The organism is Pseudomonas peradeniyensis (assembly GCF_014268935.2).
Classification (GTDB): Bacteria; Pseudomonadota; Gammaproteobacteria; order Pseudomonadales; family Pseudomonadaceae; genus Aquipseudomonas; species Aquipseudomonas peradeniyensis.
Map to the genome: position 1 here is coordinate 875,970 of NZ_JABWRJ020000001.1, position 19,573 is coordinate 895,542.

The 19,573-nt window shown below is 69.0% G+C and carries 13 protein-coding genes; 2 read left to right on the top strand and 11 right to left on the bottom strand.

Features of this window, described 5'->3' with window-relative positions:
• Positions 1-19: 19 nt before the first annotated feature.
• From HU751_RS03935 to HU751_RS03970, 8 genes are all read right to left on the bottom strand, one after another.
• Positions 20-2,461 carry a TonB-dependent receptor plug domain-containing protein gene (locus HU751_RS03935; RefSeq protein WP_186732566.1) on the bottom strand — a complete coding sequence of 814 codons (2,442 nt, stop codon included), beginning with the start codon at positions 2,459-2,461 and terminating at the stop codon, positions 20-22.
• A 133-nt stretch (positions 2,462-2,594) separates the two neighbouring features.
• Complete coding sequence (locus HU751_RS03940) at positions 2,595-4,835, bottom strand: TonB-dependent receptor (RefSeq protein WP_186732565.1); 2,241 nt, start codon at positions 4,833-4,835, stop codon at positions 2,595-2,597.
• 181 nt (positions 4,836-5,016) lie between these two features.
• Positions 5,017-6,075 carry an ABC transporter substrate-binding protein gene (locus tag HU751_RS03945; RefSeq protein WP_186713457.1) on the bottom strand — a complete coding sequence of 353 codons (1,059 nt, stop codon included), beginning with the start codon at positions 6,073-6,075 and terminating at the stop codon, positions 5,017-5,019.
• The gene (locus tag HU751_RS03950; protein WP_186732564.1) at positions 6,072-7,139 is read right to left on the bottom strand and encodes an ABC transporter substrate-binding protein; all 1,068 of its coding nucleotides are present in this window, start codon (positions 7,137-7,139) and stop codon (positions 6,072-6,074) included. Before HU751_RS03950 ends, HU751_RS03945 begins: the two co-directional genes overlap by 4 nt.
• Before the next feature lie 11 nt (positions 7,140-7,150).
• A complete protein-coding gene (locus tag HU751_RS03955) occupies positions 7,151-8,299 on the bottom strand; it encodes an LLM class flavin-dependent oxidoreductase (protein ID WP_186732563.1) in 1,149 nt (382 codons plus the stop codon).
• A 166-nt stretch (positions 8,300-8,465) separates the two neighbouring features.
• On the bottom strand, positions 8,466-10,286 hold the full coding sequence (locus tag HU751_RS03960) for an ABC transporter ATP-binding protein (protein ID WP_186732562.1): 1,821 nt from the start codon (positions 10,284-10,286) through the stop codon (positions 8,466-8,468).
• Positions 10,279-12,060, bottom strand: a complete 1,782-nt coding sequence (locus HU751_RS03965; protein WP_186732561.1) for an ABC transporter ATP-binding protein — start codon at positions 12,058-12,060, stop codon at positions 10,279-10,281. The genes HU751_RS03960 and HU751_RS03965 overlap by 8 nt, the downstream gene beginning before the upstream one ends.
• 111 nt (positions 12,061-12,171) lie before the next feature.
• On the bottom strand, positions 12,172-13,404 hold the full coding sequence (locus HU751_RS03970) for an acyl-CoA dehydrogenase family protein (protein WP_186732560.1): 1,233 nt from the start codon (positions 13,402-13,404) through the stop codon (positions 12,172-12,174).
• Positions 13,405-13,723: 319 nt separating this feature from the next.
• Between HU751_RS03970 and HU751_RS03975 the strand changes: the two genes are divergently transcribed.
• Both HU751_RS03975 and HU751_RS03980 read left to right on the top strand, forming a co-directional pair.
• Complete coding sequence (locus tag HU751_RS03975; protein WP_186732559.1) at positions 13,724-14,770, top strand: ABC transporter substrate-binding protein; 1,047 nt, start codon at positions 13,724-13,726, stop codon at positions 14,768-14,770.
• A 15-nt stretch (positions 14,771-14,785) separates the two neighbouring features.
• Complete coding sequence (locus HU751_RS03980) at positions 14,786-15,517, top strand: class II aldolase/adducin family protein (protein WP_186732558.1); 732 nt, start codon at positions 14,786-14,788, stop codon at positions 15,515-15,517.
• 272 nt (positions 15,518-15,789) lie between these two features.
• On the opposite strand, the gene HU751_RS03985 is transcribed toward HU751_RS03980, so the two are convergent.
• Genes HU751_RS03985 through HU751_RS03995 form a run of 3 tightly spaced genes read right to left on the bottom strand, consistent with a single transcriptional unit; the run spans position 15,790 to position 19,281 of the window.
• Complete coding sequence (locus HU751_RS03985) at positions 15,790-16,959, bottom strand: LLM class flavin-dependent oxidoreductase (RefSeq protein WP_186732557.1); 1,170 nt, start codon at positions 16,957-16,959, stop codon at positions 15,790-15,792.
• A gap of 15 nt (positions 16,960-16,974) precedes the next feature.
• The gene (locus HU751_RS03990) at positions 16,975-18,198 is read right to left on the bottom strand and encodes a lipase family protein (RefSeq protein ID WP_186732556.1); all 1,224 of its coding nucleotides are present in this window, start codon (positions 18,196-18,198) and stop codon (positions 16,975-16,977) included.
• A gap of 15 nt (positions 18,199-18,213) precedes the next feature.
• Complete coding sequence (locus tag HU751_RS03995; RefSeq protein ID WP_186732555.1) at positions 18,214-19,281, bottom strand: ABC transporter substrate-binding protein; 1,068 nt, start codon at positions 19,279-19,281, stop codon at positions 18,214-18,216.
• Positions 19,282-19,573: the final 292 nt, after the last annotated feature.

Sequence of the window (19,573 nt, forward strand, 5' to 3'; positions counted from 1 at the left end):
ACTTGCCCGCGATGGGCCATCAGAAATCGTAGCTCAGGCTGGTGTAGTAGAACGCCCCCTGCGCTCCTTCGGGGCTGGTGATCGAATACTTCGGCACGCCGTACAATTGCGCGCCCTCGAGCTTGTCGGGGTGGCTGTCGAACAGGTTGATCGCCCCCACCGACAAGGTCAGCCCCAGCCCGAAACGGTAGGCCACGTCCAGGTCGGTCACCCACTGCGCGCCGAAGGTCTGGTCCAGCGCCGGGTTGGCGGCGTTGCGGTTCTGCCACTGGCCGTAGCGGCGCTGGGCCACGGTCACGTTCCAGCCCTGGTACTGCCAGTTGGCGCTCAGGGTCAGCTTGTCCTTGGGCGTGCCGTCCTCGATCAGCCCCTGGGTGTTGCGGCCGATGATCTGGTTGCCGGCAATGCCGCCGACATCGTCCAGCCCGGTGATGCGCGTGTTGGTGCGCGCATAGCCGCCGTTGAGGTCCAGCCGGCCCCAGGCGCCGAGGTCGAGCTGGTAGTGCCCGGCCAGTTCGATGCCGTCGGTGCGGGTGTCGGCGATATTGCTGTAGAACGCCGCGCTCTGGATGTTGGCGTACGGCGTGCCGGCGAAGATCGGCCCGACCACCGAGGCCGGCAGCTGGTCGGACAGGGTGATGCGGTTGTCGATGTCGATGCGATAGGCATCGACGGTCAGCGACGCGTTGGCCAGCGGACGCCATACCAGACCGACCGAGAAGTTGGTCGACTCCTCGGGCTTGAGCGCCTTGCCGCCCAGCAGCCGCGCCTCGGGGCTGTCGGCACGCAGGGTGCGCTGTTGCACCTCGACCCAGTTGCCGCTGCCCGGCGGCTGCTCGACCACCTGCACGCTGAACGACGACAGCCCCGACTGCACCAGCGACGGCGCGCGGTAGCCGGTGCTGGCGCTGGCGCGGGCGGCGATCTCGGGGGTGAAGTCGTAGCGCAGCGACAGCTTGCCGTTGGTGGTGTCGCCGAAGTCGGAGTAATGCTCGCTGCGCAGGGCGAAGCCGGCCTGGAGTTGCTCGGTGATCTGCCCTTCGAGGTCGAAGTAGGCGCCGATCACCCGGCGGTCGAGGGCGGCGGCGTCGACCTGGGTGATGCCCGAATAGTAGCCGGGGATGCGCCGACCGGTCAGCGGGTCGACGGTGTTGAACAGCGGCCCGTTCTGCCAGCCCTGGGCGTCGCCGGCGCTGAGTTGGTAGTTTTCCTCGCGCCAGGCCAGGCCGGCGGACACCGTCAGTGGCTTGAACAGCAGGTCGGTGGCGAAGTCGCGGGTCCAGTCCAGGGTCAGGTTGGTCTGGTCGGCCTCGCGTCGACCGGTGTAGAGGGTCGAGGCGCTGGCCGTGCCCCAGCTGGGGTTGATGGCGTCGCGGTCGGTGGAGTCGACGCGGTTGTTGCCATGGTTCAGGGCCAGGTCGAAGTGCCCGAGGGTCTCGTCCTCGTAGCGCAGGCCGCCGGTGACGGCGTAGTCCTCCAGGCCGTAGCGGGTGATCGGCAGGCGCCCGTCCGGGTAGCGCGCCAGGGCCACGCTACCGTAGTTGCTGCGCAGGGTAGTGGGCGGGTCGAAGAAGTTCTCGGCGTCGGTGTTCTTGTGCGCGTAGGTGGCCAGGCCGTAGGCGCTCAGGCCATCGCCCAGCCCCATTTCGGCGTTGGCGGTGAAGTTGTACTGGTCCGAGACATTGCCCGAGCCCCAGCGCCAGTTGCGGTAGCGGTTGCTCTGCTCGCGCGGGGTCGCGGTGCTGGTGGAGCCGGGGTAGAAGATCCGGTTGTCGTCGCGGGTGTCGCTGGCCGGGTCCTGGCTGCCAGCGTCGAAGGCCAGGGTGAGGAAACCGTCATTGGGCAGGGCGAAGCCTTTCCAGCCGCTGAGCTTGCGCTGCAGGCCGTCGCCTTTGTCGTAGCCGCCGAAGCGGTAGCCGAGGTTGCCGCCTTCGTCGCGCTCCTTGAGGACGATGTTGATCACCCCGGCGATGGCGTCCGAGCCGTACTGGGCGGCGGCGCCGTCGCGCAGGATCTCCACCCGCTCGACCGCCGCCAGCGGGATCAGGCTCAGGTCCACCGCCGCCGCGCCACGGCCGTTGGCCAGGCCCTGGCGGGTGACGTTGGCGCTGGTGTGGCGGCGCTTGCCGTTGACCAGCACCAGCACCTGGTCGGAGGCCAGGCCGCGCAGCGAGGCGCCCTGGGCGATGGAGCCGGCGAAGGCGCCCTGGGGCGACTGCGGGTAGTTGAACGAGGGCGACAGCGCGGTGAGGGCGCCGGACAGGTCGCGGGCGCCGGTTTCCTGGAGCTTGTCGCCGCTGAGCACGTCCACCGGGGCGGCGCTTTGCAGGGCGGTGAGGTCACTGCGGTGAGTGCCGACCACGACCACGGTGTCGAGGCGGTCGGTGGATTCGGCGGCCAGCGCGGGCACGGCGAGGCTGCCGATGGCCAGGCTCAGGGCCAAGGGGGTGTGGTGGGGCATGGGGATTCCTGCTGAAAAGAAGTGTGGGCTGTGTCGGCCCTGTCGCGAGGCAAGCCCGCTCCCACGCCAGACCTGCAACGGCAGCGTTGGCGTGGGAGCGGGCTTGCCCCGCGACAGGGCCGCAAAGGGCGACCTAGAACCGGCTGGTAACGCTCATCCCCACGGTGCGCGGGTCGCCATAGGTGATCACGTACTGCCCGGCACCGCCGTTGGGCCGGCCATGCACCTGGTAGCGGCGGTCGGTGAGGTTGTTGACGAAGCCGCTGACGCTGAGCTTGTCGTCGGCGCTGAACCAGCTCAGGCGCGCATTGGCCAGGGTGTAGTGGGGCTGGCTGAGGGTTTGGTCGGCGCTGCTCTGGCGGTCGGCGAGGAAGTACTCCTTGTCACGGAAGCTCACGTCGCCCCCGGCCACCACGCGCCCGGGCACGTCCAGTGGCAGGGTGTAGTCGGCGCCCAGCGACACCACGTTGCGCGGCGAGCGCACGAAGCTGTTGCCGCTGTAGTCGCCGGTCACCGCGCCGGTGGTGGGGTTGGTGTTCTTGAAATCGGTGTACTCGGTGTCGAGGAACGACAGGGCCGCGCGCAGGTGCAGGCGCTCGGTGGGCTGGCCCTCGATCTCAAGCTCGGCGCCCTTGACCTTGCCCTTGGCGCCGTTGGTCAGGGCGGTGGTGAGCACGCCGTTGTTGACCGTCAGCAGGTTTACCTGGATGTCCGAGTAGTCGTAGTAGAAGACGTTGGCGTTGACCGTCAGGCGCCGGTCGAACCACTCGGACTTCAGCCCCAGCTCGTAGGCGTCCAGCTCTTCCGGATCGACCGTGGTCAGCTGCGCCAGGCTGGTGGAAAGCCCCGTGTTGAAACCGCCGGAACGGAAGCCATGGGCATAGCGGAAGAACACCCGCAGGTTGTCGTTGATGCGGTACTCCGGGGTCAGGTCGTAGGTCCAGGCTTCCCAGGTCTTGTCCTGCTGGCGGTTGCCGTTGCTGCCGGCGCCGGCGATGGGGATCAGCGGGCCGTTGGCGCTGGCGCGGGTCAGCTGCACCAGGTCCAGGTCGATGTCCTTCTTTTCCTGGGTCCAGCGCAGGCCACCGGTCACGCTGAAGTCGTCGGTGAAGTCATAGGTGACGTTGCCGAACAGCGCGTAGCTGTCGGTGCGGTGGTCGAAGCCCAGATCGCGAAACGCCGTGGTGCCGACCTGGTTGGAACCACTGCCGTTGGGTGTCGGGCCCGGGGTGACGATGCGCTGCGAGGCGCTGTCGAGGTCTTCGTGGAAGTAGTGGGCGCCGAGCAGCCAGTGCAGCGGTCGGTCCTCCGGCGAGGCCAGGCGCAGTTCCTGGGACCACTGGCGGTAGCTGTTGTCGGTGATCGAGGCGCCATTGACCTCGTAGGGGGTGTAGTCGGCGTCGGTGGTGGAGCGGTTGCGGATGTAGTCGTAGGCGCTGATCGAGGTCAGGGTGTAGTCGCCCAGGTACCAGTTGAAGGTCAGCGAGGCGCCGTCGTGGTCGAGGCGGTAGTCCTCGTTGACGTTGAGCGAGATGTCGCGGCCATTGGGGCGCTGGTAGCCGACGTTGTAGTAGCGGCCCACCGGCAGCGAGCCGTTGCTGCCGTCGCCCTTGAACTGGCGGCTGTGGATTTTCAGCAGGGCGTCCAGGTCCGGGTTGAGCTGGGCGAGGAACTGCAGGCGCACGGCCTTCTTGTTGACGTCGCCGTAGCTGTTGCCGTCGAAGTCATTGTGCTGGAAGCCGTCGCGTTCCTCGGAATACAGCGACACCCGGCCAGCCAGTTTCTCGTCCACCAGGGTACCGCCGAGGGCGCCGTTGAGGATGCGTTCGTTCTTGCTGCCGAAGCCGACCGTGCCATAGCCGTCGGTGTCGAAGGTCGGTTTCTTCGAGATCACGTTGACCGCGCCGGCGGTGGTGTTCTTGCCGTACAGGGTGCCTTGCGGGCCGCGCAGGATCTCGATGCGCTCCAGGTCGAACAGCGGCCCGCCGCCGGCGATGGGCGCGTTGAGGTAGACGTCGTCGGCGTAGATGCCCACCGGGTAGACCGTCGCCGCGCCGGTGTCGCCGGTGCCCAGGCCACGGATGTACCAGCGCGGGCGGCCGTCGCCATCGGGGTTCTTGGCCGAGGCGTTGGGCACGAAGGTGGTGATGTCACCCATCGAGCGCACGCCGTCGGCGACCAGTTGCGTGCCCTTGATCGCCGACACGGCCACCGGCACTTCCTGCAGGGTCTGTTCGCGGTGCTGGGCGGTGACGGTGACGGTCTCCAGGGCTGGCTCGGTCTTGGTGTCGCTGGCGGCGAAGGTGTGGCTGGCGGTGCTGCCCAGCAGCAGCGCGAGGCTGATCTGGCGGGCTAGTGGATGGCGCTGGTGCATGTGGAATCTCCCCGAGTGAAAGCGTTGTTGGGGAAGACAGAGCAGGGACTGTGCCAGGCTCATAACACACTGTTTTTATTGATATTTATTAGTTGTTGAGGCGATCGATGTGGATGGCGCAGCAGCGGGTGTTTGGCGGGTGTTGCTGGGGCAGCAGGGCTGCCCCAATGCCCTTTCAGGTTCAGACAGCCAATCGCGATGTGGAGCCGATCACTTGCTCCAGCACGCTCGAATCGATCCACTCGCGCACATCGATGCGCCGCGGGATGAAGCCCCAGCGATGAAGGAATTCGCTGAAGTCCTGCAACGCCGCGATGGAGCGGCCATCCAGCGCCGTGCGCAGGCGTCGGTGGGCATCCTCGCCATAGGCCGCCGCCACCCAGTACTCGCTGGTGTTCAGCTCGCGGGCGAGAAAGCGCCGGGTGTCCTCGGGGTTGGCCCAGGCCCATTGCTCGGTGCGCAGCACAGTGTCGACCAGGGTGCGACTGGCCTCGAAATGCTCGTGCAGCAGGTGGGTGTCCACCGTCAGCGTGCGCGGCGTGCCGTTGTTGCTGCGGATCAGCGGGTCGGGGTGGCTGCCGGTGTCGACCACCACCCGCAGGCCGAACTCGTGGGCCAGCTGCACCGCGTGGGCGCCCTTGAGGAAAATCGCGTCGATGTCGCCACGCAGCAGGCCGATCAACTCGTTGTTGCGCCGACTCACGCGGCGGGTGTCCAGTGCCACCTCAGAACCGTACAGATGCTGCTTGGGCTCATCGCTGTAGGTGCCGCCGTAGGGGTAGTCGACCAGCTCGACGTCAGCCACGTTCAGGCCTTCGAGCTTGAGCGCGTTCTCCAGGCCGCGCAGGGCCTGGGCGCGGGTGAAATCGATCTGCACGTTGGCCCACTTGGGCAGGCCGAAGCGGCGGTTCTTCAGGTCGCGAATGCCACGCACGCCGCTCTCTTCGGTGGTGAGGATCAGCTGTACCTCGTCGATCCAGCTCAGCCCCAGCACCCGGGTCTCGACGCCGCTGGCGTAGGCCCAGATCGCCGGGATGCTGCCGCCATGACGCACCGAGTTCTGCAGGTGGTGGTCGTAGTGGGCCTCGCGCACCTCGCGCTCGCTGGACTCGCGCAGCGACTGGATGCGCGTGCCGAACGGCGCGAAGGCCTGGGCCAGGCGCCCGGACTGCACGGCGATGCCAAGGCCGGTGGGTACCGGGCTGTGGGTGTACCAGAGGGTTTCCAGGGGCTTGCTCATAAGGCGATGGGTTTCCTGTCCATGGGAGAAGGGGCGGCGAGCAGCGCGTCCAGCGGCTGCCGGTCGATCCAGTCGCGCACCGCGAAGCTGGCCGGGATGAAGCGCCAGCGCACGAGGAACTGCACGAAGTCCTGCAGCGCGTCGATGGCCTGTTCGTCCAGGGCGGTGCGCAGGCGCAGGTGAGCGTCGTTGCCATAGGCCACGCCGACCCAGTATTCGCTGCTGTTGGTTTCGCGGGCCAGGTAGCGGCGGGTCTCGTCCGGGTGCTGCTGCGCCCAGTGCTCGGCGCGCAGCACGCTGCCCAGCAGCGTGCGGGCCACCTGCGGGTGCCGCTCGAGCAGATGGCTGTCCACGGCCAGCGTGCGCGGCGTGCCGTTGTTGCTGCGGATCAGCGGGTCGGGGTGGCTGCCGGTGTCGATCACGGTACGCAGGCCGAAGGCGTGGGCCAGCTGCACGGCGCTGGCGCCCTTGAGGAAGATCGCGTCCACCTCGCCGCGCAGCAGGCCGGCCAGCTCCAGGTTGCGGCCCTCGCCCTGGCCGGTGGACACCGGCGTGCCGGCGACATTGCGTACCGGGCGGTCGCTGAAGGTGCCGTGGTAGCGGTAGTTGACCAGGTGCAGGTCACCCACCTGCAGGCCGTGCAGCTTCAGTGCGTTTTCCAGGCCGCGCAGGGCCTGGGCACGGGTGAAGTCGATCTGCGCCGCGCTCCAGTCGGGCAGGCCGAAGCGCCGACCCTTGAGGTCCTGCACGCTGTGGATGGCGCTGTCCGGGCGGGTCAGGATCAGCTGCGCCTCGTCGGCCCAGGACAGGCCGATCACGCGGGTCTCGCGGCCCTGGGCGCGGGCCCAGATCGCCGGGATGCTGCCGCCGTGACGCACCGAGTTGCGCAACGTGTGGTCGAAGTGCGATTCGCGCACGGCCTGCTCGTCGGCTTCGCGCAGCGACTGCACGCGGGTGCCCAGGGCCGCCAGGTCCTGCTGCAGCCAGCCTTGCTGCACGGCGATGCCCAGGCCGGTGGGCACCGGACAGCGGGTGTACCAGAGGGTGTCGAGGGGTTGGCTCATGGTCGTTCTCCTCAGGCGCTGGCCTTGAGCGGCGCGGCGGCGGCCTGCTGCACCAGCGGCAGGACTTCCTGGCCGATGCGCAGGGCCTCTTCCAGGTGCGGGTTGGCCGCCAGGATGAAGGTCGAGAAGCCGGCGTCGCGGTATTCGGCCAGGCGCTCGGCGATGTTCTGGTGGCTGCCCACCAGCCCCACGGTCGGGCCGGGCTTGGCCTTGGCGAAGCCGGCCCAGAGATTGCGCGCCAGCTTCAGTTCGTCGAAGTCCTGCAGGTGCTGGTGATAGGCCGCCTGGCGGGCGCCGCCGACCGAGTCGGAGCCCGTGACGAAGCCCTTGGCGATGGCGCTGCTCTTGCCTTCGAGGCGTTCGAACTGCTGGCGCAGCTCGCGCCAGGCCTGCTCTTCGGTTTCGCGGGCGAACAGGTCGACGCGCAGGCCGAAGCGCACCGTGCGGCCCTGCTTGTCGGCCAGTTCGCGCACCCGCTCGAGATGCGGCTTGAGCTTGTCGATCGGCTCGGCCCAGTTCAGGTAGACGTCGGCGTGGCGGGCGGCGACCTCCAGCGCGGCGTCGGAGAAGCCGGAGAAGTACACCCCGGGCTTGCGCTCGTGGGCCAGGCCCGGTGGCAGGCTGCCGTGCTCCAGGCGGTAGATGTCGCCTTCGTAGGAGAAAGTGTCGTTGGCCCACAGGCCCTGGATCACGTCGAGGAATTCGCCGGTGCGCTTGTAGCGCAGGTCGTGTTCGAGGAAGTCGCCGTTGGCGCGCTGGCTGGCCGGGTTGCCGCCGGTGATGATGTTCCAGTCCAGCCGCCCGCCGCTGAGGTTCTGCAGGATCGCCGCCTGCTGCGCGGCGTAGGCGGGCAGGGTCCAGGTGGCCTGGAAGGCGATCAGGAAGCGGATGCGCCGGGTCTCGCGGGCCAGCGCCGCGGCGGCGATCCACGGCTCGGGGCCGGTGGGCAGCAGGGCGCCTTCGAAACCGGCCAGTTCGGCGGCCTTGGCCACCTGGGCGATGTAGTCGATGTAGGTGAAGCCGTCGGCCTCGCCGTTGGGCAGGCGGCCGGGGGCGATGTGGCCCGGGCGGTGCTGCGGGTTGCCACGGGTGTGGCGGTCGGTGGACAGCTGCGGCCCGTCGGTGCCCAGGGGCAGGCGCCAGAAGAATTCGGTGGTCATGGGAGCTCCTGAAGGGGAGGTTGTCGATGGGGAGGGTGGTGCAACGGCTGTGCCATGGCACTGCAGGGCCGGAACTGCGAGGGATGGCGAGGATGAGGTGTTGCTGTGGCAGCAGCCGGGCAGCAGTGATTGCATGAGCAGCAGCAGGGCCCTATCGCGGGGCAACCTAGTTCCTGATGGCGACCTCCCCGGCACTGCGCAGATACGTCGCGTACAACCCGGCATACACCCCGCCGGCCTCGACCAGCGCGGCATGCCGCCCCAGTTCGACCACCTGCCCGTGGCGCACCACGGCGATCCGGTCGGCGTCGCGGATGGTCGCCAGGCGGTGGGCAATGATGATCGCCGTGCGCCCCTGGCACAGCCGACGCAGCGCCTGCTGGATACGCCGTTCAGTGTGCACGTCGACCGCCGAGGTCGCTTCGTCGAGCACCAGTACCGCAGGGTCAGCCAGGTAGGCGCGCACCAGGCACACCAGCTGGCGCTGGCCATGGCTCAGGTGGCTGCCCAGCGGGCCGACTTCGGTGTGGTAGCCCAGCGGCAGGCGCTCCAGCACCTCGTCGGCACCCAGCTCGCGGGCGGCGGCGATCAGCTGGGCATCATCGGCGCCGGGCCGGGCCAGGCGCAGGTTGTCGAGAAGGGTGCCGCTGAACAGCACATTGTCCTGCAGCACCACGCCGACGTTGCGCCGCAGGTCGTGCTGGGCCAGTTCGCGCAGGTCGATGCCGTCGAGCTTCACCGCGCCGTGGCGCACGTCGTAGAAACGCGTGAGCAACTGCACCAGGGTGCTCTTGCCATGCCCTGAGGGACCAACGATGGCCAGCACTTCGCCCGCCGGGATCTGCAGGTCGAGCCCGTCGATCACCGGGCGGGCGCTGGCGTTGTAGGCGAAGCCGACCTGCTCGAAGTCCACCTGGCCACGGGCCCGGCCCAGCGTCCGAGGCTGTTCGGGGTCGAGCACCTGGGCGCGGGTGTCGAGCAGCAGGAAGATGCGCTGCGCCGAGGCGCTGCCGGTGGCGTAGCGCTCGAACAGGTCCGACAGCTCCTGCAGCGGGCCGAGGAACAGGAACACGTAGAACAGGCTCTCGGCCACCTGGCCGACGCTCACCCGGCCTTCGGCCAGGCCGAAGGCGCCCACCAGCAACAGCACGGCCATGCCCGCCGTGCCCAGCAGCGCGGTGAACGGCGCGAACCAGCCAGTGCGCAGGCTGCCGTGGATCAGCGCCTGGTTGAAGGCCTCCAGCAGGTGCCGGTAGCGCCTCTGGTTGCTGGCCTCGCGCCCGCACTGCTGGATCAGGCGCACGCCGCTGACGCTTTCGACCAGGTGCGCGGTGAAGCGGCTGCGCTGCTCGGCGACCTTGGCCCAGTTGCGCTGCGACACCCGCTTGAAGCGCCAGGTGGCCAGTGCCAACAGCGGCACGGTGGCCGCCAGGCTGTAGAAGAAGCTCGGCTCGATGCGCCACAGCATCACCCCGGCCAGGCCGCAGCGCAGCAGGGCGCCCAGCAGCTCCGGCGGGCCTTGCACCAGCAACGGCTCCAGCGCGTCGACGTCGCGGTCGGCACGGGCGATGATGCGCCCGGCGCGGGTCTGGTCGAAGTAGCTCACCGACAGCGCCTGGACATGGGCGAACACCTGCACGCGCAGGGCGTTGAGCACGCCGATGGCGGCGCCGCCGGCAATGAACTGCGAGACGCCCGCCAGCAGGAAACGGCCCAGCCAGCTGGCCGCCAGGCCCAGGCCGAGCCACAGCACCAGGCGTTCGTCCAGCAACCAGTGGCCGGCGTCCTGGATCAGCCCGCGGTCGAGCAGCTCGCGGACGAACCACGGCCGCAGGAACACGGTGAACACCAGCAGCAGTTCCAGGCCGATCACGCTCAGGATCGCCCCACGGATCGGCCGCAGCAGCGGCAGCAGGCGGCCCAGCATGCCGCGGTCGAGGGCCTGGCGGGCCAGGCGCTGTTCGATGTCGATATCGCTTTCAGCCATGCTCGATCCCCAGCAGGTCGCGGTAGTGGGCGTTGTTTGCCGTCAGCTCGGCATGGCTGCCGCTGGCGCTGATGCGCCCGCCGTCGAGCAGCAGCACGCGGTCGGCCAGCAGCAGGGTGGACAGGCGGCTGGTGATCAGCAGCAGGGTCGGCGCGCGGCCGGTCTGGCTGCGTTGACGGCGCAGGTTGTCGAGCACGCGGCGCTCGCTTTGGGCGTCCAGGGCGCTGGTGGCGTCGTCCAGGCACAGGATGTCGGGCGCGCCGAGCAGGGCGCGGGCCAGGCACAGGCGCTGGCGCTGGCCGCCGGACAGGGTCACGCCACGGTCGCCCAGCGGTGTGTCCAGGCCGTGGGGCAGGCGCTCCAGCACATCCTCGGCGGCGGCCTGGCGCAGGGCCTCGCGCAGCTCGCTGTCGGTGGCGTCGGGCGCGGCCAGGCGCAGGTTGGCGGCGAGCGAGTCGGAAAACAGGAAGCTTTCCTGTGGCAGCACCTGCACCCGGTGGCGCAAGGCCGCCAGGTCGAGATCGCGTACATCGTGCCAGCCATGGGTGTCGCTACCGACCCGCACGCTGCCGCCATCCACTTCGGCCAGGCGCGGCAGCAGGCTGGCCAGCAGGCTCTTGCCGCTGCCGGTGGCGCCGACCAGCGCCACCACCTCGCCGGGGCGCAGTTGCAGCGAGCAGTCATGCAGCAGGTCGCGGCCGGCCTGCGGCGCGGCCACGCGCACCTGCTCCAGCTTCAGGCCCAGCGGCCCTTCTGGCAGCGTGCCCTGACCGCTGCGGATGGCGGGGCGCTCGTCGAGCAGTTGCCAGATGCGTTCGGCGCTGGCGCGGGCGTCGGCGAAGGTCTGCATGACCCGGCCGATGCCTTCGATGCGGAACACCAGGGTGGTGCCCACCAGCAGCGAGGTCACCAGCTCGCCGATGCCCAGGCGCCCGGCGGCCACCTGGTGGGCGCCGTACACCAGGATCCACACATGGCCGAGGGCGACCACCGCCTGTGGCAGGGGAATGCGCGAGCTGGCATAGGCCAGCGCCGTGCGGGCATGGCCGCTGAACAGCGTCACCTGCTCGGCGAAGCGGGCGATGCGCCGGTCCTCGAGGCCGAACGCCTTGATCACCCGCACGCCGCCGATGCCTTCGGCCAGGTCCTGGCTGACCTGGTCGTAGGCCGTGGCCACGGCCCGGTCGAGGCCGACCAGGCGTTCGGTCTGACGCACGAACAGCCACAGTCCGATGCCGGTCAGCAGCAGCGGCACCAGGCCCAGCAGCGGGTCGTACCAGGCCAGCAGGCCGACCGCCGCCAGCAGCACCAGCGGGGTCTCGACGATCTGCCGCCAGAAGGTGATCAGCGCATCGCGCACCTTGTCGGCGTCGCGGGTGGTGCAGGTCACCAGCTCGCCCATGCCATGGTGCCAGTGGTAGCCCAGGTGCAGGGCCTGGACCTGTTCGAGAATGCGTTCGCGCAGGCGCGTCAGCAGGGCCTGGCTGAGCACCAGCGACAGCACCGCGGCGGCGTACTGCAGCAGGCCGCGGGCCAGGGCGATGGCCAGCAGGCTCCACAGCCAGTGCCAGCCCAGGCTGGCGTCGAGGCTGCCGTCGGCCAGGCGGGTGACGGCGCGGCCGGCGCCGACATCGTCGACCGCGTGGCCGATCAGCCATTGCTGCCAGGCCAGGCCGAGGTTGCCGGCGATGTACAGGGTGGTGACCAGGGTGAAGCGCCAGGGCATCTCGCGGTAGATGGCCAGGGCGCGCAGGAGGGGGTGGCTGGAGGTCATGCAGGGCTCGGGTCTGGTGGTGGGGCGGGCCTCATCGCGGGGCAAACCCGCTCCCACGCCGATTGTGTCGTTGCAGGTCTGGCGTGGGAGCGGGCTTGCCCCGCGATGGCGTCAGCGACGTGTAGCGCCTTGCGCTTCCTTGGCATTGAGCACCGCCGTGTACTCCCCCGGATCCACCCCGTTGAGGTAGTAGTTGCCGACGTTGTGCAGGCGCCAGCGGATCGGGTCGTGGGTGGTGTGCACCCGGGCATCGCGCCAGAAGCGGTCCAGGTTCCACTTGCTCAGCGAGGCGCTGGCCCCCAGCAGCGAGAACAGGTCGCTGGCGATCTTCAGCGCCGCGCCGTCGGCATGCGCCCGGGCGGTGGCCACCGAGAGGATCAGCTCGTCCTCCAGCGCCTTGTCCGCCGGGTCGCGTTCATGGGCGTCGAACACCCGCGCCGCCTCGCGCAGCACCGACTCGGCGCCGCGCAGGGCCACGGCGTACTCGCCGACCTGGCGGATGATGTGCGGCTCGTCGCTGGCCCGTTCGACGCCGCTCTCGACCCAGGCCCGGGCGTGCTCGCGCAGGTAGTCCACCGCCGCCTGCAGGGCGCCGGCGGCGATGCCGCTGTCGATGGCGGCGTGAAGGATCTGCGGGAAGGTCAGGCCGGTGCGCTTCATCGGCCCGCTGCGCAAGGTGACGAAGCGCTCGTCGAGGACGATCTCGTCGAACTTCACCGTGCCGCTCACCGAGTGCTGCTGGCCGAAGGCGTCCCAGTCATCGACCAGGGTCAGGCCGGGGGTGTCGCGGTGCAGCAGTACGCCGGCGCCACCGTCCTCGCTGGCGGCGGTCAGCGAGATCCAGTCGGCCAGGTAGGCGCCGGTCGAATAGAACTTGCTGCCGTTGAGCACCAGCTTGCCGTCGGCGCGGCGTTCGACGCGGGTCTTGAGGGCGAACTTGTTCTTGCCGCCGACCTCGGCCAGGGCATTGCCCAGGCGCTTGCCGGCCAGCACATCAGCCAGCACACGGTCGCGGACCTCGTCGGGGTAGCCGCCGAGCACACCGCGCAGCATCACGTTGTGGATCTGCAGCAGTTGGCCGACGCCGCCGTCGGCGCTGGAGACCAGGCGCACGGTCTCGACGATGGTCGCGACCGAGGCGCCGAGGCCGCCGAATTGCGTCGGCACGCCGATGGCGGTCAGGCCGCTGCTCGACAGCAGCTCGGCCTGGCGGCGGGGCAGTTGCCGGTTGTTGCCTGGGTCGGCGGCGAGGGCGGCGATTTCGCCGGCGACCTGGCGGGCGATGTCGATGGCTTCAGCTTCATGGGTGATGCGCCGGGCTGGCGGGTGTTCGATGGTGGTCATGGGTTACCTCGGTGGCGGTGTATGGCCCATCGCGGGTCGGTGTGGGAGCGGGCTTGCCCCGCGATGCCTACGAACACCAGAGCAACTTCTTTGCCACAGCCCTGAAGTCCATGGAGTACAGGGCTTTCAGCGCACCCTTGCTGCTCCAGCAACACCCCTGGTCGCGGTTTCTGCTGATCTGGCAACACCCGCGCCGCAATCCTGCATCCTGGTCAGCAATCACCACCTTGGCCATCATCGAGAAGCCCCTTGTTCCGGGCATTACAGCCCTTGGCACGGCCGCTGCAATGGTCCTTGCACGACGTCCAAGGAGCCACCCATGACCCTCCCTCAAGCCACTGTCAAAACTGAAACCCTGGAGCGCCTATGGTTCACCCGTTGCCCGGTGCCCACCGCCTCGGGCATCGCCTACAAGCTCGGCTGGCTGCAAGACGAATTCGCCGCCGACGGCCTGCCCATCGATACCTTGCAGGAGGCCCGCCAGCTCGGCCATCACCACTACGATCACCAACTCCCCGGCCTGTTCCGCGAGGGCGGCAACCTGCCGGCCCTGGCCGCCCGCGCCGCCGGTGCGCCAACGCGGCTGATCGGTCTGACCTGGATCGAGGAATGGCAGACCATCCTGGTCCGCCCCGACAGCAACATCCGCCGCCCTGAGGACCTGCGCGGCAAGCGCCTGGCCCTGCCGGCCTGGGGTGACAACCGCCCCGGCAGCATTGCCCGGGCCATGAGCCTGCACGGCTACAAAGGCGCGCTGGCCTCGGCCGGCCTGGGCTTCGATGACGTGCACCTGGTGGAGGTGGCGCTGCTCGACCAGTTCGATGCCGGCACCCCGCAACTGGGCCTGCAACGGCTGTGGTCGGGGCTGGATCCGCTGGTGCGCGGCGAGGTGGACGCGGTGTACGTCAAAGGCGCCGCTGCCGCCGATGCCGCCCGCCGCCTGGACCTGGTGGTGGGCATCGACCTCGATGCCCTGCCTGACCCGCGCTACCGCATCAACAACGGCACGCCACGGCCGATCACCGTGCACCAGCGCCTGCTCGACGAGCACTTCGACCTGGTGACGCGCTTCCTCGCCCAGACCCTGCGCGCCGCCGACTGGGCCGCCGGCAACCGCGACGCGCTCAACGCCATCCTCGAGGACGAGACCCGCGCCGGCAGCCAGGGCGTGGCCGACGCCTATCGCGGCGACTTCCACACCACCCTGGCACCGGACCTGTCGCCCCAGCGCCTGGCCTTCCTCGACATCCAGAAAACCTTCCTCAACCTGCACGGCTTCCTGGAACGCGACTTCGACCTCGCCGACTGGGTCGACCACCGCCCCCTGCAAGCCGCCCACGACCTGCTGGCCCAGCGCCGCGCCTGATACCGGAGACCGAACATGACCGCACTGATCAACGAACGCCCCCTCACCGCCGAGCTGCAAGCCTTCACCGACCAGGTGCTGGCCGAGGCCGAAGCGGCCTTCAGCGTGTTTCGCGAAACCCGCACCATCACCGCCAATGGCACCGTCGGCTTCATCGAGCGGGTGCCCGGCGAGGAGCTGCTGGTGTCGGTGAACTACGGCGGCCCGTGGAACCACCGCAAGCCGCTGGAGGCGACGGTCAGCGACTTCGCCGGCAATACCATCCTCGGCAAGGGCAAGGGGGGACTGGGCCGCTACACCAAGCTGTTCCAGACCCACGCCGACATCACCACCGTGTCCCACGTGCACAGCCCCTACCTCGGCGCCTGGGCCCAGACCCACCGCAGCCTGCCGTTCCACTACGTGCCGGTGCAGCGCTACCAGCTGGCCCGCGAGCTGCCGGTGTACATCGATCGCCGCCAGGCTGAGGTGGACTTCATCCTCGAGCAGATCGCCGCCAACCCGTTCAACCTGGCCATTCTCGAGGCCAACGGCGGCGCCACCGTGTGGGGCAAGCAGGGCCTGCGCGCCACCGCCGAATTCATCCTGCTGCTGGAGGAGGGTGCGCAGATCCAGCTGCTCGCCGACGCCCTCGGCGGCTCGCGCCCCTATGGCCCGGGCGTGCTCACCCAGCAGTGGAAGATGAGCGGCCTGTACGAGCGTGCCAGTGAGCTTGGCCTGGTGCCCGGCATCGACCGCCGCAACTGATCCCCACCTTTCGCGCAAGGAGCACGCCCATGGAGGTCAAGATCCTCTGGGGGCGTGCGTCCCGTCCTGCCGTGGACACGCTGCGGCAATGCATCAGGTGAAGGCTGCGCAGACCAGCCGCCACCTCCGTACGTTTGCAACTGCCAGCTTGGCCACCTGCGCCTGCGGTTGGGCAAGGCCGCTCCTACAGGGGGCAGTGCTCAGCCTTTTAGCCAGAGATTCTCGAAGCGCCATACACTGAACGGCGGCGCTCTGGCTGCGCGCCGCCGAGGTCAGGCCTGGCCCGGACGGGTGAGCGGGGCGCGTTGGTCACGGAAATGCGGCAGGATGTGTTCGCCGAGGCGGTAGGCCTCTTCCAGGTGCGGGTAGCCGGCGAGGAAGAACAGGTCGATGCCGATGGCATGGTATTCGCGGATCCGCGCCACCACGTTGGCGTGGCTGCCGACCAGGGCGCAGCCCGGCGGGATGCCGATGTAGCCGAAACCGGTCCACACGTTGGGGTGGATGAAGAAGTCGTCGAAGGCCCGCGCTTCATCCTGGTCGGCGTATTCGTGCTCGTAGCTCAGCTTGCGCGCGGTGCGCAGCCCGGCATGGGCAGCGCGGGCCTTCACCGTGCCCTTGGCCACGCCCTCGTCGAAGAAGCGCTTGGCCTCGGCCAGCGCGGCTTGCTCGGTGTCGCGGGTGATGACATCGATCGACAGACCGAAACGGATATCGCTGCGTCCGTGCTTCAAGGCGCGAGCGCGGATGTCGGCGATCAGCGCGGCGATTTCGTCGGGGTGCTCGGCGCGCATCAGGTAGAAGTCGGCGTGCCGGGCGGCGAACTCCCGCGCCGCCTCGGACGAACCCGCAGTGCAGATCAGCGGCAGCTCGGCCTTCTTCAATGGCCCGCGCAGGCCACCGCCTTCGGCGCTGTAGTAGCGGCCCTGGTAGTGGAAGTCGGGGTTGTGCCAGTAACCGCGCACCACGTCCATGAACTCGGTGGCGCGGGCGTAGCGCTCATCGTGTCCTTCGAAGTCGCCGACCTGGCGCTGGATCGCGTCCGAGCCGCCGTTGATGATGTTCCACACCAGCCGGTTGCCGGTGGCGCGCTGGTAGGTGGCGGCCTGCTGCACCGCCACCCAGGGCGTGTAGTGGTAGGGCTGGAAGGCGGTGACGAACTTCAGCGTGCGGGTCTCGCGGGCCAGCAGCGAGCACACCGTCCACGGCTCCTCGCCGGTCGGCGCGTTGACCATCAGCGCGCCGCCGAAGCCGTTGATCTCGGCGGCGCGGGCCACCTGGCCGAGGTAGTCGATGTAGCTGAAGTGGTCGCCCACGGCGAAGCCCGAGACGGCCCCGGTGCTGGGGCCGCCGGCATGCCAGTCGCCGCGGTTGCGCGGGTCGCCCGGGAGGAACTGGGTCTCGCCGTGCAGCGGCAGGCGGGTGAAGAATTCGAGGCTCATGGTTGCGCTCCTGGCTTACTGGACACTGGGGTTGCAGATCGGGGTGACAGGCTGGCCGCTGATGACCTGGCGGGCGAACGGAATCGAGTCCCTGAGCGAGGCATTGACCGTCTCGCTGTGGCCCAGGCCCTTGTACAGGTGGCCCTGGACCACGGAACCGGCCTTGCAGGCATCCTGCATCAGCGCCACCTGGGTGCTGGCGGCGGGGGTCTTGTCCTCGGCGCCGGTGCCGATGAAGATCGGTTGCGCCAGCTTGAGGGTCGGGTACGACACCTGGGCCAGCCAGGCCTTGAGCTGGTCGCCCTGATAGTCTTTTTTGGCATTGGCCGGGGTCAGCCCGCTGCCGACCACATCGCTGACCAGGGCGGACAGGCAACTGCTGCGCGCCTGCTCGAACAGCGGCAGGGCCTTGTCGGTGTAGAAGTCGCGCGGGTCGATGCTCGGGTCGTACTGCTGCGCCGCCAGCAAGGTGTAGAAACCGTAGGCCAGCGCCGGATCGACCTTGTTCACATCCTGTTCGCCGACGTTCTGCGCGCCGATGGTGTAGATCACCCCGGTGCCGACGCTGCCCTTCACCCCCAGGTCCGGCGCGTAGGTGGCGGCATAGGCGCCGGCGGCGAAGGCCCCGGCGCCGCCTTGTGACTGGCCGACGATCAGCACCTTGTTGGCCAGGCCCGGTACACCGGCGACCACGGCCTTGGCCGCGTCGAGGATGCCGTAGGCGGCCATGCGGTTGTTCAGCAGTGGGTGGCCGCCGGGCACGCCCAGGCCCTGGTAGTCGGTGGCGACGATGGCATAACCCTCGTCGAGCCAGCGGTTGAGGTACTGCACGTCACGGTACGAGCGGCCGGCCCAGGACGGCGCGCAGATATCGGCGACGCCCACGGTGCCGTGGCCCCAGCTGGCCACCGGCCAGCCGCCGGCGGGCGCCTTGCCCTTGGGGATGAACAGCGCGCCGGAGACCACGATCGGCGTCTTGCCGTCGATGCCGTCCAGCGAGGTGTAGAGGATGCGTTGCGCGCTGGCGGCGCTGGGCAGGCTCAGGGCGCTGTCCAGCGGCTCGCTGCGCAGCAGCTTGCCGGGGGTGGCCGGGATGGCCTTGCTCCAGGTGTAGAAGGTCGAGACCCGGCCGTCGCCCTGTTGCGGGTCGGGCCTGGGGGCGAAGGTGTCGGCGGCCACGGCGGCGATGGACAAGGCCAGGGCCGACAGGCCCAGGGCGAATGAGACGGGCAGTTTCATGGGCGGATCTCTTGATCAGTGTTGGCTGAGCTGGGCGTCGAGGGACGGCCAGTAATGGGTGAGCTGCAGGTCGCTCAGGGCCTGGCGGGTGAAGCCGGTGGCCAGGTCCGGGCCAATGTCGTAGGGCGTGCGGATCAGGCGGTTGTCCAGGGCGTAGCGGGCCAGCGCCTGGTAATGGGCCTTGAGCTGGGCATCGCTCTTCGGCGCCCAGCGCGCCTGCCAGGCCACCGGGTCGTCCTGGTCGTCGCGGCGCAGCACGCTCTCGGCCACGCCCGCGCGGGACGAGAGCTTGTAATAGGCGTCGCGGTTCTGCTCCTGGGAGATCCACCAGGCAGCCTTGACCCAGGCGGTGGCCACCAGCTGGGTGAGGTCGGCGTGCTGCTCGACGAAACGGTCGGTGGCCCACAGGTCCGAGACCAGCCGCCAGTCGTCGGCGCCTTGCTTGGTCGACCAGAGGATGCGCGCCACGCCCTTGTCTTCCAGGGCATAGGCTTCGTTGAGCAGCACCGCCGCATCCACCTTGCCCGCCGACACCGCCGCCGCGCCGACCTGCGGGTTGAGGTTGGCGATCTTGAAGTCGCTCAGTTGCAGCCCCTGGCTGACGAGGAAGTTGCTGAAGGCGAACTCCCATGGCCGGCCACGGTGCAAGGCCAGGCGCTTGCCCTTGAGATCCTGGATGCTGCGGGCGCTGGAGTTGGCCGGCACCACCAGGTACACGTTGTTGCCGCTGCCACCGGGCACCACCAGCTTGCCCGGCACGTTGCCGGCGCCGGCGATCACCGACGGCAGGTCGCCGCGCACGGCGAAGTCCAGGCTGTCGTTGCTGAAGCCTTCGTTGATCTGCGGACCGGCGCCGGCGTGGGGCAGGGCGACCCAGTCCAGGCTGATGCCGCGCTGGGCCAGCTGCTGGGCGAGCCAGCCATCCTCGATCACCCGCCCGGGGATGCCGCCGAACACCGGCACGCCTCCCTGGGTGAAGGCGACGATGGCGATGCGTACGGATTTGGGTGGCTCGCCGGCCCAGGTGGTGAGGCTCAACAGCAGGCCGAGCAGGGCGAGGCCATGGCGCCAGAGGATTTTCATGATGTTGCGCTCCCGACAGTGTGCGGGCCGCGTGCTTGAGCGGCCCAGGCGTTTGTCAGGGCTGAGCGAAATGCATGCCAGGGCGCTGTTGGCAGGGCTGCAGGCCTTGTGCGGCAAGGGTTACGCGCTACAGCCAAGGCATTGTCACGCGGTTCGAGGTGCTGATCGGCAGGCAGGCCGTTGCTGACCGGTTGCTGCTCCAGCAGCAATGCAACGGTTGGTTTCTTGTATATTCGTTTATCGAATATATAAATATTTATTAATAATTTTTCGGTCTAAATTGTTTCATGCA